General features: G+C 61.4%; 9 protein-coding genes and 1 pseudogene. 3 read left to right on the forward strand and 7 right to left on the reverse strand.

The window, feature by feature from the left end:
• Positions 1 to 110 precede the first annotated feature (110 nt).
• Positions 111 to 1,073 (reverse strand): annotated as a pseudogene (locus tag VB777_RS17500) (transposase); the annotation flags it as partial.
• Positions 1,074 to 1,568: 495 nt separating this feature from the next.
• Between VB777_RS17500 and VB777_RS15035 the strand changes: the two are divergent.
• Positions 1,569 to 2,675 (forward strand): polysaccharide pyruvyl transferase family protein, encoded by a 1,107-nt coding sequence (locus VB777_RS15035; RefSeq protein WP_323249911.1) that lies wholly within the window; start codon positions 1,569 to 1,571, stop codon positions 2,673 to 2,675.
• A 101-nt stretch (positions 2,676 to 2,776) separates the two neighbouring features.
• Here the strand turns inward: VB777_RS15035 and VB777_RS15040 are convergent, their stop codons facing one another.
• Entirely contained in the window at positions 2,777 to 5,335 is a 2,559-nt protein-coding gene (locus VB777_RS15040; protein WP_323249913.1) for a glycosyltransferase, read from the reverse strand.
• A 685-nt stretch (positions 5,336 to 6,020) separates the two neighbouring features.
• Between VB777_RS15040 and VB777_RS15045 the strand changes: the two genes are divergently transcribed.
• The gene (locus VB777_RS15045) at positions 6,021 to 6,908 is read left to right on the forward strand and encodes a hypothetical protein (RefSeq protein WP_323249915.1); all 888 of its coding nucleotides are present in this window, start codon (positions 6,021 to 6,023) and stop codon (positions 6,906 to 6,908) included.
• 205 nt (positions 6,909 to 7,113) lie between these two features.
• Here VB777_RS15045 and VB777_RS15050 read toward each other — a convergent pair whose 3' ends face one another.
• From VB777_RS15050 to VB777_RS15070, 5 genes are all read right to left on the reverse strand, one after another.
• On the reverse strand, positions 7,114 to 7,539 hold the full coding sequence (locus tag VB777_RS15050) for a dienelactone hydrolase family protein (RefSeq protein WP_323249917.1): 426 nt from the start codon (positions 7,537 to 7,539) through the stop codon (positions 7,114 to 7,116).
• 29 nt (positions 7,540 to 7,568) lie between these two features.
• The gene (locus VB777_RS15055; RefSeq protein ID WP_323249919.1) at positions 7,569 to 10,355 is read right to left on the reverse strand and encodes a diguanylate cyclase; all 2,787 of its coding nucleotides are present in this window, start codon (positions 10,353 to 10,355) and stop codon (positions 7,569 to 7,571) included.
• A 130-nt stretch (positions 10,356 to 10,485) separates the two neighbouring features.
• On the reverse strand, positions 10,486 to 11,466 hold the full coding sequence (locus VB777_RS15060; protein WP_323249921.1) for a fatty acid desaturase: 981 nt from the start codon (positions 11,464 to 11,466) through the stop codon (positions 10,486 to 10,488).
• Positions 11,467 to 11,666: 200 nt separating this feature from the next.
• The gene (locus VB777_RS15065; RefSeq protein WP_197157381.1) at positions 11,667 to 13,019 is read right to left on the reverse strand and encodes a hypothetical protein; all 1,353 of its coding nucleotides are present in this window, start codon (positions 13,017 to 13,019) and stop codon (positions 11,667 to 11,669) included.
• Entirely contained in the window at positions 13,016 to 14,029 is a 1,014-nt protein-coding gene (locus VB777_RS15070; protein WP_323249923.1) for a substrate-binding domain-containing protein, read from the reverse strand. The genes VB777_RS15065 and VB777_RS15070 overlap by 4 nt, the downstream gene beginning before the upstream one ends.
• A 74-nt stretch (positions 14,030 to 14,103) precedes the next feature.
• Between VB777_RS15070 and VB777_RS15075 the strand changes: the two genes are divergently transcribed.
• A complete protein-coding gene (locus VB777_RS15075; RefSeq protein ID WP_323249925.1) occupies positions 14,104 to 15,834 on the forward strand; it encodes a VWA domain-containing protein in 1,731 nt (576 codons plus the stop codon).
• Positions 15,835 to 15,992: the final 158 nt, after the last annotated feature.

Here is a 15,992-nt window from a genome sequence, read left to right on the forward strand (position 1 = left end):
CGTCAGCTGTGGAGCCGATCGACTGAGGTGCGCGGCCCACCCCGGCTACGCCGGGGTGGGAATGCCGGGGGATTTACACCACTGCAGGGGACGCAGGCCTCCTTGACCAGGGCACGGGCGTTGTCGAACAACACCTCGGCCGGCACCCCCCGCCAGTGGCGGAAGGCCTCCTCCATCGCCAACAGCCAGTTGACCTGGCGCTCGTGCCGATAGGCGCGCACCACCAGCCGCCGCGAGTAGCCCAGGGTCAGCACGCACAGGTGCACCTTGAGCCGTTCACCAGCGATGCGGGCATAGGTCTCACCGAAATCCGCCTGCAGCTGCTTGCCCGGCGGCGTCTCAAACCGGACCGTCGCCAGCGCTGCAGCCCGCAGCTCCTGCCGCCACTGCCCCACCGCCCGCTCCACGGTGCGCAGTGACACGGCGATGCCCTTCTCGCTGGCCAGCTCCTGGCGCACCACATCGGCATTGCCGTTGTGGGCAAGGAACCGCTCCCTCAGCCACTCGCTGTGGCCATCAAGAGCGCCGATCCGCCGAGGTTTGCCGTAGGCCTCCCAGCCTCCCTGCCGCCGGTACTTGCGGACGGTTTCAGGTGAGCAGCCCAGTTCCTTGGCGATCCGCCGGCGGCCCCAGCCAGCTGCGGTGAGGCCAAGGATCGCCTGGACTTCCTCTGGAGTTTCCAACGCCGCATCCCGGGAGCTCTGCTCCTGAGGTGACAGCACCACGGTCAGGGCGTTGGCCCTGGTCAGTGGCTCGCCGAGGGGGGCCAGATTTCGTGTCGCATCTGGACCAGTTTTCGCTGTCGCCTGACACGGGTGGCTGCCGGAGCGCAGTTTGGGGATGCGGAGGTCGATGTCCCCCACCTGGGTGGCCAGGGTGCGCGGCCGGTAGCCGTTGCGGTAGCCGAGCCGGTCCTCGCTGCGCTCATGGCGCTCTGCGCCGAGCACGGCAGCGACCTCCAGCTCGATCAGCTGCTGCAGGCCGTGGCGTACCAGCTCGGGGATCTGCTCACCGGCGCTGCTGCCATCCAGTAGCGGCGCCAGCTCAATTGCGGCACGATTGGACGTGGGCATGGTTCGTCTGGTTGAGGTAGTGTTCAAACCAGGGTCACGGGCCTGCCCACCCCTTGCAACGCTGGCCGCTGAGCGGAACGTCTGAGATGCGCGCTCAACCCCGGCTACGCCGGGGTTGAGGTCCCCAGGGATTTACACCAGCACAGGGGACGCAAGCGTGCTCTGCTCAGGCTGCCAGGGGCGGAAGGTTTTGGACTTGGCCATGCCCCATTTTATCGAGCAGATCCATTGCAGTCACTGGGCTTTGGGCAGATTCAGGGTCGTCTGTGGGGAGTGCAGGCGACGATCTATGCGCGACAGCCTCCTAGGTAAGGCCCCACAGCTCTCTGGGAAGTCGAACTCTCCATGAGGTCTATAATAGGAACGAATTCTGTCCACTAAGAGGCGCCCACCACACACCCAAATCCCATCTTTAGAGGATCGCTACCCTCCTTCGCAATGACATTAAATAGCATCGCCTTGATCTGCGCTCGCCCTACAGGCTTGAATCCAGGGATGCTTTCTGTTGATTTAGCGGGTATTCAGTTGCTTGAGCGGCTTAATCAGAATAGAAACATTACTTGGACGCTCTTTAATACCGAAGCGCAAGGATCAATTGTTTACGGCGATAGGGACTGTATTGTCTATAAACTGCTTGATGACCTCAGGCTTCTTGAGAACTTTGACAGAGTGGTGTTTTGGGGAGACTTTGCCCATTGGCTACTTTATGCTACTCAAGAGTGGGTGCCTCGCACAATGCGGAGATTGGGAAGCATGAGCGAGGCTGAGGGCATGAATAAATGGTTCCATCTTTTCTTTCTTGGAGGGGCTGAGAGGCTCTTGCAAAAGGTGATCGTATTTGGCTCAACTCTTTATGGGCTTACTGCAAAGCAGCTAGCTGTCGGCGCCTATTACGACTCGCTGCAGTCAATGTATGGCTCGTGTCGAGCGGCAATGCCCAGAGATTTTTATTCTGCTGTTTTTATTAATCAGCTTGTTGGTGCGAACAATGCCGTTCTGGGTTGTGACTGCGCTTTCTTTCTGGATGACGCGAAGCTATTGTCGACTCTTGGCAAAGAATGTCATGGAATCAGTACGATTATCGCAGAAGGCAAGGCTCTTCCGTTGCTTGTCTGTGCTATTGGAAGAACTCAGTCGGCATCTTTGCTGTCCTATTTCTCGAGTCTAGTGGCGAATAGGATGGGAGCAAGTATCGTATTTCTTCCTTGGCTTGCGAATAATGGCATTCACGGACTGTGTGAGAGCCTTGATTTGCTTTCTCGATCAAGCTACGTCATTACAGATATTTACCACTGTGCGGTTTCGTCTTTGCGCTTGGGAAAGTCAACAATTGCTTTTGGATCAACGTCGCCATCTCCAACTCATTCGCTAAGTGACAAGAAAAAGGAGATCTTATTCAGGCAGCATCTCATTGGCCATAATTACGTGGCAACTGAGCGCGTCTCTCAAGCGGTGATACAAGACAGTAGCCTTGGGAGTCTTGTTGATGAAGTAGTAGGCTTATTGCAAGACAAACTGAGTGTTGAGACTGCCAATGCATTGCTTAAAACCCATGTAGACAGTTCAAGCAACCTGCTTCAGATGGCACTTGTCACTGACTAAGGCTGCCATGTATGACAACCAACTCACCGCAATCGCCTCAATGGCTCTTCTTGATTGGATGAACTGCATCTCTTGGGGGCAGCATAGTTATCCAATGGGCACTAAAGCGAAAGAAACGTGGTTGGTAAAGGGATAATGCTTGTCATCTTGGTGAGATTCTGCTCCAAGATCAAGTGCTGAGCAAAGCAGGATGAGGTATTGCCTCCATGAATGATGTGAATAGCAAGTCCCCTGTAATCGTCCACAAAGCCAATGCTTGCCCCGGCTGATATGCAGTCCATGGCAAGCTTGATGTCCTCACCGTGGTTGATGCCTTCAGGGTGGCTGGCTTTATTGAGAAGATCGCTCCGATAAAAATACGAAAAGCCATATCCGTATAGCGATCGATCCTTTTCTTCGCTAGAAAACAGTCTGGGAAACCTTTCGATTCCGGAAGATGACATTCGATAGGAGCAAGAGCTGTCTAGCAGGGCTGTATTGCAAAATCCGTATATCCTCGTTGGCACGTGGAGCGAACACCAGCTTCGGAGCTTAACGAAGTCGTACCTGCCTGCTACGAGGCTATTCAGCATTGTCTCAAGATAATCAGGTGCGTAATAATCATCATCGTCAAAATGAGCGATGTACTCGCCTTTGGCAGCAGCGCAGAGTCTCTTTCGCTTAGTGCCGATACTATCTCGGTGATGCTGGTGGATATAGCAGATCCTAGAATCACTCTGCGCGATTGCTTCGGCTTCAGCGCATCGTTCTCGGCTGTCATCCAAGATCAACAGCTCTTTGTTGGGCCATGTCTGAGACTGAAAACATCGGATAATATTGATCAAGTGCCTTGGTCTTTCCTTGGTGGGAATAGTAACTGAGATCATGGATAAATCTTGAGTTGCCTTGCAAGTGCCAGGCATTTGAGCTGTCCTCAGCTGAGTGGTAGTGCTGTGCCCACTCCCGATTGGTGGACTGTATAGGGTGATAAATGGAGCATGTGCATAGGATGCTCTCTGCCTAATCTGTATGGACGTCTGGGCTTGACTCTGATGATTAACTTTGTGCTCATTGATTGGGCTCTGATCGTTGTAGAGATGAATCGCGGAGGGAATGTGGACAGCTCTGTGCCCAGAAATCTCCAGTAGTGGATGCATCAACGCAATATCCCCGGCCTGTCTTATAATGTTCCCATGTTCATCGCTCAGGTCGCCAATACTAAGTAGCTCCAGCAAGCCAGCCTTGAAAGTGCGCAGGTGCGATGCTCGCCAGGGTGCTTGGCGAAAGCTGTTTGTGATTACTGTCCGAGTGTCGTAAGCGCCACCAATGTGTCGTTGATCGCTGGCGCGAATGAAGCTTCCATAGGTGAGTAAGCATTGCTGGCTCTGATAAGTAAATGCCACGATCTGTAGTGCGTCTTTCCCTAGCAACTGGTCATCACCGTCAAGCGTAATTAATACATCGTCGAGAGACGGCCTTAGCAATCTTGTGCCTTGAAGAAAACTTTGCAATGGGCTACCACTATTTGTGGTATTGCTGGTTATTCGAAATCGTGAATCCCCTTGGATTGCAGCACTTGCGATTGCCGCCGTATTGTCGGTTGATCCATCATCAATAATAATCGCTTCAAAATTTCTATGGTTCTGCTCTTGAAGCGACCGAATGCAGGCTTCTATGTACCTCTCGGCATTAAACGATGGGATCACTACCTTAAAATGAATGTCCTGATCATCAAGCTCAATGATGGATCTTGCTGGGAGTCTGAGTTTCTCCTCGTCCATAGGCGGGCTCGGTTGTTGTGCGGAAGAAACTGGTCTTGTTGCTCCTGGCTGTGTCATTTCAGTCGATGTCTTGCAATTTGCATTCCCATAAGCTTTGGCGAGCTGCCTGATCAGCCCGATCTGATTCGGGTCTTGTGTGGGGACACGCTGAATGCGCGTGTTTTCTACCTGTTGAATCAACGCTCGCTTGTCAATGATATTGCCGCCATGGAAGATGCTGATTATTGTGAATCTTGGTTCCAGCTGGGCCATTGGTATGGAATAGTCCTTGAGAAAACTCTTCTCTTCAAGGCAAACGGCTTCATCGTCATGGCTTGTTTGTTCCAGCAGTGCTCGCCTGAATGCGAGCGTTCCTGAGGTTGCATGATTGGCGTCATAGGGTCCCTCGACCCACAGCTCTTCATCTGGCAGAAATAGAATGGGCAGCACTGTGGATCCGGCCACCATGCATCCACTCTGCTCCAATTGGTTGACAGCGTGTTCCACTCTTTCGGGCGGATAGTAATCGTCATCATCGAAATAGATGATGATGTCTCCGCGACAGAAGGTGTGGCTGAGATTTCTTTTTTCCCCAAGCCTGAGCTTTTTTGGCAGTCTCTGATAGTTGATCGTTAGGCCGCTCTGCTCGATTGGATGGAAATCAGGGTGGTCTTCAGAGGAGTCATCCAGGATTATCCATTCAATCTTGGTATGTGGGTAGGTTTGGTTGAGAATGCATTGTTCTACTAGCGTTAGATAAGCCTGTCGTTGATGCGTGACTGTACAGATGCTGACGCTGGGCATCATTCCTTCTGCTTGATGCCTCTCTGCCTGCGTGTTGGCTTCGGCGCTGTCATTCCTGTTAAGAGTTGCTTCTTGCTGATTCATCTCCATTGGCTTGTGCTTTTTGCGCTTTGCCACGGCCTTTGGGGATCATCACGCTCTATGGGCAGTCTGCCGATCAGTCATGGCTTTGTCACTGTCCTCTCCTAGTGCTTCGTTGGGATGATCTTCCCAGATCCGGTGAAAGCTTCTTTGTGGATGTTCCCCTGCGGATCGTTAGCTGGCCACGACAACCAGTCCGCGTCGGAATTGCCAGCCGGAGGGGGCGCCCAACCCAAGTAGTCTCAGCCTGGGATGCAGGCGGGAATCAGGACATCGTTATGGGTTCGGCCGAGGCCAAGTGCGCCGCATGCTGTCCCGCCCCCTGAACGCTTACATTTTGCGAGAGATCGATGCTGCCTGATTGGCGTTTTCTGACTGGTCAGCGCAATGATTTCTTCGCTAAGCATGCCCTTGCTTTGTTCTAGCTTGCTGTCATCTGCTGTGATGGGTTGAGTATTCGCTGATTTGCGAGAAAGCCTGATCTCCTTCATCAACTCTCATGATACTGTGAGCCCTGAATGCATGGGCTGATGCGCTTTACGACGATACGACTATCCGGAGGCAGAAGGATGGTCGCGGGTGGATTCGCGGACCGAATCCGAGGCTTGTGCTCTTGCTATTGGGTTGGCAGGATAATTGGAGAGCCTCTCGAAGTGATTTGGCCCGATCCAGACCCAATTTCAACTTATTATGCTGCTAGGCATGGGCTCTGGGCCTGCATTTGAGTGGGGCCATTACTTCGGAATCATTGTATCCTTTTTGCCAGTCAATTGATTTGGTTGATGGCAAGTGTGATCAGTTTCTCGGGCAGCTGGTGTCTCAGATTTCCCTTGAGGCTGATTCGGATGATGTGCTGCGAATCTTGCGCCAGACGTTTAGCTGCCAATCTCTTGCGACCAATATGGGTTTTGATTTGCTCTTCAATCATCCGCTGGTTCATCGACTTGTTCGGGATCAGTTGCTGTTGGCCAATCGGATCATTGCTCCTTGGCCCGCGTGTGTCATCGGTGGCTGGGTCGCCGATGCCTGCCTCAATCTGTTTAACTCGCCAAGGAGGCGACCGTTCAGGCGTTCAAACCTGACTGGTACAACATTTGGAAATTTATTTTGCTTGCGTGAGCCATCTGAATTGCCCGCCCCGCTTTCTGCTGCGTTGGCTTCTTTTCGGGCATGGGCTTCCCGTCATGCTGGTCACAATGTGATTGGTGTGCATGCACGCCTTGGCGGCGACTCTGTTTCTTGGCAGGATCCTGCATTGAGCTCTTTGGACGAGGCTCTGGACTCACTGCAGGTGAAGTCGACTCGGTGGCTTGCCCAGCAGAAACGGCCAGCTGTGTTTCTGTGCAGCGACTCTGAAGCCTTCAAGACTCGTGCTGCCGATATCCTCTCTTCCCATTCTATTCCTGTCTTTATGCATAGGCTAGAGCCGATTCATATTGAAAGAAGCCGGGATAGGGGGCCGGGCATGATCGGTGTTGTTGCTGATTTTGAGTCGCTTCGCCTGTGCTCTACGATTCAATACACGGCGGGTGGCTTCTCGATGCTTGCGGCAGGTGCCTCTGGTGTTTCAATTGAAAGGCTTGTTCCCGGTAGGGTGGAATCAATCTGAGGGACTGGCGCGAGTGCTGTAGCTGTTCTTCGGTGGCTGCTTGGTCTTGTGATGCACCAGATGTGGGAATGGTCTCCATGCTCCTCGGTTCGAGGATGTATCGCAGTCGTGTTCATTTGGTCAGTCAAGCAGGCCGTGCGTTCGCTGATAACGACGAGCTTGTTGTCGTGACTACGGCTGTCCGACCTAGAGGGGCGCCAGTCTTTCAATGGATATCCGTTGCTTCTGCTCTCCATTGTTTCCCACCCTCCCCCTGTGATGGAGCCCCATGTGCCTGGAACCAGGCCAGCATCTGCTTCCAGCCGTCCTTGGCCGCGTCCGGCCGGTAGCTGGGTCGGTATCGGGTGTGGAAGCCATGGGGCGCTTCAGGAGACACCACAATCCGGCTGCGGCTGCTCGCAGCCTGGAGTGCTGCCTGCATGTGCACCTCCGTTTCCAGCTTGATGCCGTCGTCCTGTTCGCCGTAGAGCCCCAGTACGGGAATCGTGCCCCCGTCCTCCGGGATTTGCACGAAGCCGGCGGTGAGGGTGCCGAGCAGCTGATCGCGGCGCCGGATCCCCCGGGCGCTCCAGGGTCGGAAGGGGTCGGGGCTATCGAAAGGAGTCGCCGGGCAGGGCAGGGTGGCACCCACGCTTCGGCTGCCGTGGATCGCGGGTGCGTTCAGGTGTCGGCCGTGATCGCCACCACCTGATCGCGGCCGTTCTGCTTGGCGTCGTACATGGCGGCATCGGCGCGGGCGATCAGGGCATCGAGTGATTCACCCTCTTGGGCCAGAGCCACACCCACACTGATCGTGATGCTCACCTCACTGTCGGTGATCGGCACCGGTTGGCTGGCCAGACGCCGCAGTTTCTCGGCGATCGTGATCGCATCGTTGATCCCCTGCACACCTGGCAGCACCACCAGCAGCTCATCGTCGCCGATGCGGGCCGCCAGATCCGACGACCGCAGGCAGGAGCGCACCCGTGCCGCCATCGCCTGCAGCACGGCATCACCGGCGTTGTGTCCGTAGGTGTCGTTCACGGTCTTGAAGTGATCGAGATCGCAGAACAGCACCGCCAGTTCCTGCCCCTTGCGCTGCTGCTGGACCGTGAGGCGCTGGATCTGGCTGAACACCTCCTCGCGATTGAGCAGGGCGGTGAGGCTGTCGGTGGCGGCGCGGCGTTCCAGCTCTCGCTCGGTGGAGACCTCCACATCGATGATCCGGAAGGTGCACACTTCGCCGTCCGGTTCTTTGGCGGCGTTGAGGAAGGAGCTCCAGCGGCTTTCGATCCAGTGGCTGTGTCCATCCCGGCTGCGGATCTGATCCCGCCGGATCAGGCATTGTCCAGGCCTGGCATGGTTGGTCAGGGGCTGGCATGGGCGGTTGCCAAAGCTCTGGATCAGCTCCCCGATCGGGTGACCGATCCAGTCCCCCGGTTCCCAGCCCAGCACCGTCTGCAGCGACGGCGAGACCCACAGCACCATGTCATCGGCCGCCAGATGCACCACCACGTCAGTGGAGTTCTCGGCCAGCAGGCGGAACTGCTGCTCGGAGGCGGTCAGCTGCGCCATGGCCGTGGCCCGCTCGGTCACATCACTCCAGGTGATGCTGAGGTCGTCATCCACCTTCACGGCACGGATGTCGAAATGGCGCTCTTGGCCGTGGCTCTCGTGGTGGAAGACGAAGTCGTCCAGTGCCAGGGGCTGGCCGCTGGCCAGGACGTTCAGGTAGAGATCGAACAGACCGCTCGTGACAATCCCAGGCCAGGACTGCCTGACTGTGGTGCCCACAAAGATCTCCAAGGGCATCCGGTTGTAGGCCGCGGCGGCAGGGTTGGCCTGGATGATGCGGAGATCGGTGATCTGGCCGCCTGAGTCGCGCACCGGCCCAAGGATGAGATGGGGGTCGAGCAGGGAATCGAGGGTGGTGCGGAGGCGCTGTCGCTCTGCCGTGATCTGCGCCTGCGCCTCCGCCAGCTCCGTCACCTCGTAATTCACCCCCAGCATCCGCAGCGGCCGCCCCGCCGGATCGAAGCTGGTGTGGGAAGCCGCCTGGAGGTGGTGGACAGAGCCATCGGGCCAGACCACCCGAAACTGGGCTGCATAGACAGACTCACCCCGCAGGGCTGATTTCACAGCTGCCTCCGTAGCGGCCTTGTCCTGCGGATGAACCGCATCGGCCCAGGCTTCATAGGCGCCAGCAAAGTCGCTGGGATTACGGCCATAGAGCCTGTACATCACCGGGTCCCAGTGGAGGACGTTTCTGGGCACGTCCCAGTCCCAGATCCCCACCACCCCGGCCGCTGCAGCGGCCTGGAGGTAGTCGGTCTTGGCCTTGAGCTCGGAGATGTCGATCAGCTCCACCAGCACCTGCTCCACCGTTCCCTCGGAGATCTTCAGGTTGCTCACCTGCAGATCTCCCCAGATCACCGAGCCGTCGGGTCGGGTCAGGCGCAGGCGCATCTGGCAGAGGCTCCGTTCCCCGGCCAACACAGCGGCCACCTGTGCCATGGGATCTGTGTCCTGAGCCGCCGCCGCCTCAGGCTCCTGTTCGGCTTCGGCGGTGGGATCAACGATCCGAAGGGCCTGGAGCAGGCCTAGGGACTTCAAGGCGGCCTCGTCCTGGCCCAGCAGGCAGCAGAGCGCTGGACTCAACATCAGGAACTGGCCGGTGCCAGGGCTGCAGATCGCCACCCCCACCCTGGCCGCCTCGATGCTGATGCGCATCTGCTCTTCGGAGCGAGCCTCGGCCAGCTCAGCTTCGACCTGCCGGGTGATGTCGATCGCCTCGCCGATGCAGAAGTCCACGCCTCCCTCGCTCCGGCGAACGCAAGCCACGCTCAGATCGATCCAGCCAGCTGTGCTGTCGGCCTTCAGAAAACGCTTTCGGAGTCGATAGCTGCTGCGCCGATTGGCAACCAGCTCCTCAAACAGGGGGAGCTCGAGCTGGATGTCGTCTGGATGGGTGAGCTCTCTCCAGTTGTGGTTTTCCAGGGTGTCGGCATCGCGACCGAACATCCTGCACAGAGCCGGATTCACCCGAGTCAGCTGTCCGTCGGCATTGGCCAGGGCGATACCGACGGAGGTGTTGTCGAGGGTGAGGCGCAGGGTCTCTTCACTGCGTTGCAGTCTGGCCATCGTCTGGCAGCGCTGGGCCGAGAGTCTCACGGCCATCAGCGCCACGCCCGAGAGGCCCAGCAGCCGGATGACGAAATCGATCGAGGGGAAGAAACCCCAGTAATAGCCCGAGCCGATCGCCAGCACGTAGGCCTCCGCGATCAGGGGGGCCATCTGGCGCGGCGTGGCGAAACTGGCCGAGAGCACCACCACCACGAAGTAGTAGGGCAGCAGCGGGAAGGTGCGCGGCGTGAGCAGATCCAGCGGGAAGATGGCCGCCATGGCCAGCGCCAGGATCCAGAGCAGGCGGTGGTTGCGTGTCGCTGGTAACGCTGGTTCCGAACGCACTTGCCCTCTAACACCCGACGGGAATCGCGGGGATTTTCTATGGGGTCATCCTGCTACCGCTGAGGACGCATCGTGGGTGCCGATCGAGGTCTGCATCGGGCTGTCACAAAAACGCGTCTGCGCCGTGGCTTCACTGGGCAGGGGCGGGCACGGTGGCCAATCGCTCAGCAGCCGGATCCCAGAGGATGTAGTCGAAGCAGATGGGGATGTCGCCCAGCCGCAGGCGCCTGACGCCGTTGAGCAGGTGCTGATTGCGTTGCTGGCAGGCCCGCAGCCGGTAGTTGGGGATGGCGGAGCTGAGGTGGTGGATGGCGTGGCAGCCGATGTCTGCCGAGAACCAGTTGAACAGGGCCGGCAGGTCCAGATCGCTCGTGCCTTCCAGGCAGCCGGCCATTTCGCTCCAGCCCTCGCTGGCATGGGCATAGGAGCCGGGGAAGTTGTGCTGCACGAAGAAGATGCAGATGAAGATGGCGGCGGCGCAGGCCATCACCGGTGAATAGATCAGCCAGAAGGACCCGGCGCCGATCCACCAGCCCATGCCGACCCACAGGCCAACCACCGCCAGGTTGTTGAGGGCCAGATCGCGGCATTCCTCGGGGCTGTGCCAGTGCCGGGTCGACCCCTGACGGGCGACATCCAGCAGACCCAGCAGCATGGCCACGCGGGGCTTGATCACCAGATAGAAGAACCCGCCGGGAAACAGCATCAGCGGCTGGCGAATCCGGCCATACCAGCGCTGCTGCGACGGACTGAGCGCGCCGTAGGCCTCGGTGGTGATCAGGGCCGACGGCCCCTGATAGCGCTCCCAGTTGCCGTTGTGCCGGTGGTGAAAGGCATGGCCGCGCGACCAGGGCAGCTGCGGGATGCCGCAGACGATGCCGAGCAGAAAACCAACGGCGCGGTTCACCCTGCGGCTGCGGAACAGGGCGTTGTGGCCGCAGTCGTGCATCAGCGAGAAGCAGCGGGCCAGCAGCAGCACCATCAGGGCGATCACCGGCAGCAGCAGCAGCGGCGCCTGCTGCAGGCTCCACACCGCCACCCACCAGAGCAGGCCAAGTGGCACCAGGGTGTTGAGGATCTGCCAGCTGGCGATCCAGTTGGAGGGCGTCATGAAGGGCTTGAGCTCGAAGTCGGCCCTGGTGATGCCCGTGGCGTGTGCGCTTGGCTTGGCCGGCGGTGTCTGCGCTGGCGGCAGGGGGGAGCTCAGAACTGGAGCCGTCGCGGGGCCATGGGTCAAGCGTTCTTACCGAAAAGTCCGATCCATCAGCCTAGGCAGGATTCCAGGGTCGCGTCAGTGGGGTGAGAATTGGCTCAGACCGGTGTGGCGTCGCGCACACTTTCGAACAGGTCGATGTCCCAGGCCACCAGATCGCGGCGGATCGCATCGGCGCGGGGGCGGGGCAACCGCTCGGCCAGGTCTTCGCCGGTGATCACACCGCGGAGCTCGCCGCCGTCTTCCCGCAGGAAGGCCAGGGCATGCCAGGTGAGGATCGCGGCCCCCACGGCGGTGGGATAGGAGATGTAGGTGGCACCGGCATAGGGGCTGTTGAGTAAACCGCGGTAGCGGAGATAGCTCACCCCAACAGTTTCGATCGTGCTCTGGCGATCGTTGCGCACATTTTCGGTGTAGCGGATTTCGGCGGAAGCGGCGAAGTGGGCCCGGCGAATCACCCCCTCGCGCAGATAATCCTCGATCCGCCGCGGTTTGTTCATGCCCGGCAGGATGGCGCGCACCATCGCTTCCACGGTGAGTTCGCTCTGCTGCGGCAGGGTGCGTTTCGACAGCAGATTCAGCTTGAACAGGGCCTTGACCAGCTCCACTTCCGACCCACCGGTGTAGATGCCGATCGAGTCGATCTCGGGGAAGGAGCGATGCAGCGACAGCAGTTCCTCCTGATAGAGCGGGTACTGCCGGGTGGCTGTCACCTCATGGGGAAAGCTGTGCTCGCGCGCGGCGCTGAACGGCTCCAGCACCTGCAGGCGCCCATCCCGCAGCAGGCGAGGCCGCGCCGCCAGTTCCTCCAGGGCCACCAGCGGCGACCAGGAGAAGACGATCTCGTCGGCGTCGATGTCTTCGAGCAGATAGAGATCCACGCTCTCGATCCGCAGATCCCGGCGCCGGGCGGAGCGCAGCTCGTGCAGACGCAGGCCGACCAGGAAATTGGTCACCCCCGGCGAGATGCCCAGATTGATCAGGGCGGCCCGGTTGGCGGCGCGGAAGGCGTGATCCAGCCCGTATTGCGCAAAGGTGAGGCTGCGCTCGGTCTCGGCGTCGTACATGTCCGAGGCCAGATCCACGGTGTGGGCGCCCAGCCGCAGGCCCAGCTCCAGCATCGGCAGGTTGAAGATCGGGTTGGCGGCGTTGACCAGCAGGTCGATGCCGGCGAAGCGGGCGGCGTGGTCGCCTGCCAGGGCAAAGACCGGCGCGAAATCGCTCACCTCCAGGAAGTCGATCCGATCGAACAGGCGCTCGGCGTGGAACAGCGCATCGCGGGCCAGCTCCGTGTTCAGCACCACCACCAGGAACTCCAGCTCCACGCCATCCCGCTCGGCCAGCTCCGCCAGGCAGATCAGCAGGGAGGAGCCCACCGCCCCCAGCCCGAAGAAGGCGATCCGCAGGGTGGGGGCGGCAGGGGTGCTGGTGCCGGAGGGGAGGCTGGTCATGGAACGCTCTGCCACTGGCGCAGCAGGTCTTCGAGGGCGGCGGGGGAGGGGGGCGGCAGGCGGCGCACCCGATCGCCGGCGGGGCTGCCGCCCTGGCCGGCCGCATCCCGGAAGCCATGGCGGTTCAGCACGGCACGGCCCTCGGCGCCCAGGAGGAACGCCACGAAGCGGCTGCCATCGGCTTCGCGGCCCTGGCCTTCGCCCCGGCGCACACCTGCGGCCAGCACCGTCTCCATGGTGGGATCGGGGATCAGCATCCGGTAGCCCCCCGGCCAGCGCCCCTGGGCTTCGCCCTGGCGCTGCAGGGCCGGGGCCTCGTACACAAAGGCGAGATCCCCCTGGTTGGGTCCGCCACTGACGAACTCGCTCAGCAGGATGTCGGTGGAGCGCGCCGGCCGGTAGATGGCCCGCTTCAGCAGCGCCACCGCCTCGCTGCCGGGTTGGTCGCGGGCCCAGAGCGCCAGGGTGAGCTGGCCCGAGTTGGAGCGGAGCGGATCGGTCATGCGCAGATCGACGCTGCCCCAGGCGGGCGGACCGCCGATCGCCTGCCAGCGACCGGCTCGCGCGGCAGCCCGCAGCCGCTCCCAGGAGAACCGGCCATCGGGGAACAGCCGCTTGGCCCGTTCCGGCCAGGCCACCGCCACCAGCAGCGTGCGGGCAATCGGTTGCGGGCTGCCGCGGAAGGCCGGCCCGTCGCCCCGGGCCTGCACCGCCCCGGCATAGCTCTCGAGCTGGTCGCGGTTCGAGGGAATCAGCACCCGCGGGCGCTCCGGGCCGCCATCGATGCTGGCGTTGATCATGTCCTGGGCACCCATCACCCGCCAGCGCAGGTCGATGTCGCCATGGCGCGTCTCGAACAGCGGTTCGATCTGCCGCAGCGAGGCCTCCAGCTCCGATCCCACCACCACCAGCAGGGGGCGCCGCAGGCCTGGCACCGGGGCGGCAGCCAGCAGCACTGCCACAGCGCCGATGCCCAGGGAGAGGACGCGGCGTCGGCTCAGACGACTCACCGGGTGATCCGGAGATGCTTGGTCAGTCTGCAGCAGGATCCCGCAGCAGAATGGGGGCAACGGGCCGGGATTCGATGCGCTTCTCCAGCCTGGTGCCCTGCGGTCTGGTCCGCCGCCGCCCCTACTGCCTCCGCCACCGTTGTATCGCCGCCGCCCTGCTGCTGCTGGCCCCCCTGGTGGGCTGCGGCAGTGGGCCGGGGCAGGAGATCGCCATCCCGATGCTGGTGGGCAGCGCCCTGGGCGGCTTCTGCGAGCAGGCCGCCGCCGCCATCGCCCGCCAGCCGCCCCGGCTCGACGACGGCACCCGGGTGCAGCTGCGTTGCCGCGCCACCGGCAGTGGTGATGTGGTGAGTGAGATCGAGCGCCATGCCCGGGCGGTGCTGCAGGGCGGTGCCCCGGCCGACGACCCGGCGATCCCGGTGCTGCTCTCGGTGGATGGCGAGATCTACCAGGAGCTGCTGCGCTACCGGCTGCAGCAGCTGGCCCCCAGCCGCGATCTGATTCCGGCTCCGGCCGATGCCCCGGCCCTGGCCAGCAGTCCGATGGTGTTCATGACCACCCCGGCCCTGGCCAAGGGGCTGCAACGCCCCGATCCTTACCAGGCCCTGGCCCGCAGCAGCGACCACCGCCAGCTCGATCCGGCGGTGCCGTCGCAGCTGATCCGCTTTGTGCACACGGCGCCGACCCGCTCCAATTCCGGCCTGCAGACCCTGGTGGCGATGTTTGCGGAGGTGGCCGGCAAGCCCCCCGAAGCCCTCACCCTGGCCGATGTGAGCCGCCATGCCCCTGATGTGGCGGCGATCGAGCGGCACATCACCCGCTATGGCAGCTCCACCGATGGCCTGGCCCGGGCGATGCAGCGCAACGGCCCCTTCTGGGCGTCGGTGGCCTCGGTGTATGAGTCGTCGGTGGTGGGGGTGAACAGCCGCCGCAGCGGCAGCGAGGAGGTGTTGCAGGCCGTCTACCCGGCGGCCACCTACGCCAGCACCATGCGGGCGATCCTGCCGAACGCCCCCTGGGTGTCGCCCCAGGAGAAGGCGGCGGCGGAGCTGCTGATCGAGCGGCTCCAGAGCCCGGAGATCCAGAAGCTGGCGGCGGATCAGGGGTTGCGTCCCGCCAATCCGGCCGTGCCGGCCTCCCGGGTGGTGGCGGCCTATGGCGCCGATCCGCGGGCGGTCTACGACTCTTTGCGGGCGCCGCGACCGGCGGTGGTGGAGGCGATGATCCGCACCTGGCGGGATCTGGTCAAGAAACCCTCGCGGGTGGCCCTGGTGGTGGACAGCTCCGGCTCGATGAGCGGCGAGAAACTGCCCTCCGCCCAGCGCAGCCTGCAGGCCTACCTGGCCGCCATCGGCCCGCGTGACACCGTGGGTCTGTTCGATTTCGACAATCGCCTGCCCGAGCCGGTGGTGATCCGTGGCGGTGCGGCGGATGCCGCCAAGGGCCAGGCCTTCGTGGCCGGGCTGGTGGCCGATGGCGGCACCCGCCTGCACGATGCCGTGTCCGGGGCGCGCGACTGGCTGCGCTCCAGCCGGCAGCCCGGCGAGATCCTGGCGGTGGTGGTGCTCACCGATGGGCGTGATCAGGGCTCGCGCCTTGGCCTCGAAGCCCTCAAGGCCGGGCTGAAGCGCAGCGGTTTCGGCGGCGACGAACGCATCGGCGTGTTCACGATCGGCTACGGCAACCCCGGGGATTTCGACGCCGACGTGCTGCGCCAGATCGCCGAGAGCAACGGCGGCGAGTTCAGCCAGGGCAACCCTGAGAGCATCCTGCGCCGGATGGAGGATCTGCAGATGGCCTTCTGAGCCTGGATGACCCCGTGACCCGCCCTGCCCCCCTGCCCAATCCCCTCGACGATCCCGCCGCCGTGGCCATCGCCGCGGTGGCGCTGGTGTTGCTGGTGCGGCTCGGCGTTCTGCCCCTGGCGCCGGCCCTGGCGGTGGCGGCCCTGCTCGGCTGGGGC

The sequence above is a fragment of the Synechococcus sp. CCY9202 genome, assembly GCF_034931685.1.
Lineage (GTDB): Bacteria > Cyanobacteriota > Cyanobacteriia > PCC-6307 > Cyanobiaceae > CBW1002.

What these genes read in the sequence shown, in the direction of transcription:
- VB777_RS15035 (WP_323249911.1), top strand. Translation starts at nt 1,569, where the DNA reads ATGCTTTCTGTTGATTTAGCGGGTATTCAGTTGCTTGAGCGGCTTAAT.
- VB777_RS15060 (WP_323249921.1), bottom strand. Translation starts at nt 11,466, where the DNA reads ATGACGCCCTCCAACTGGATCGCCAGCTGGCAGATCCTCAACACCCTG.
- VB777_RS15065 (WP_197157381.1), bottom strand. Translation starts at nt 13,019, where the DNA reads ATGACCAGCCTCCCCTCCGGCACCAGCACCCCTGCCGCCCCCACCCTG.
- VB777_RS15075 (WP_323249925.1), top strand. Translation starts at nt 14,104, where the DNA reads ATGCGCTTCTCCAGCCTGGTGCCCTGCGGTCTGGTCCGCCGCCGCCCC.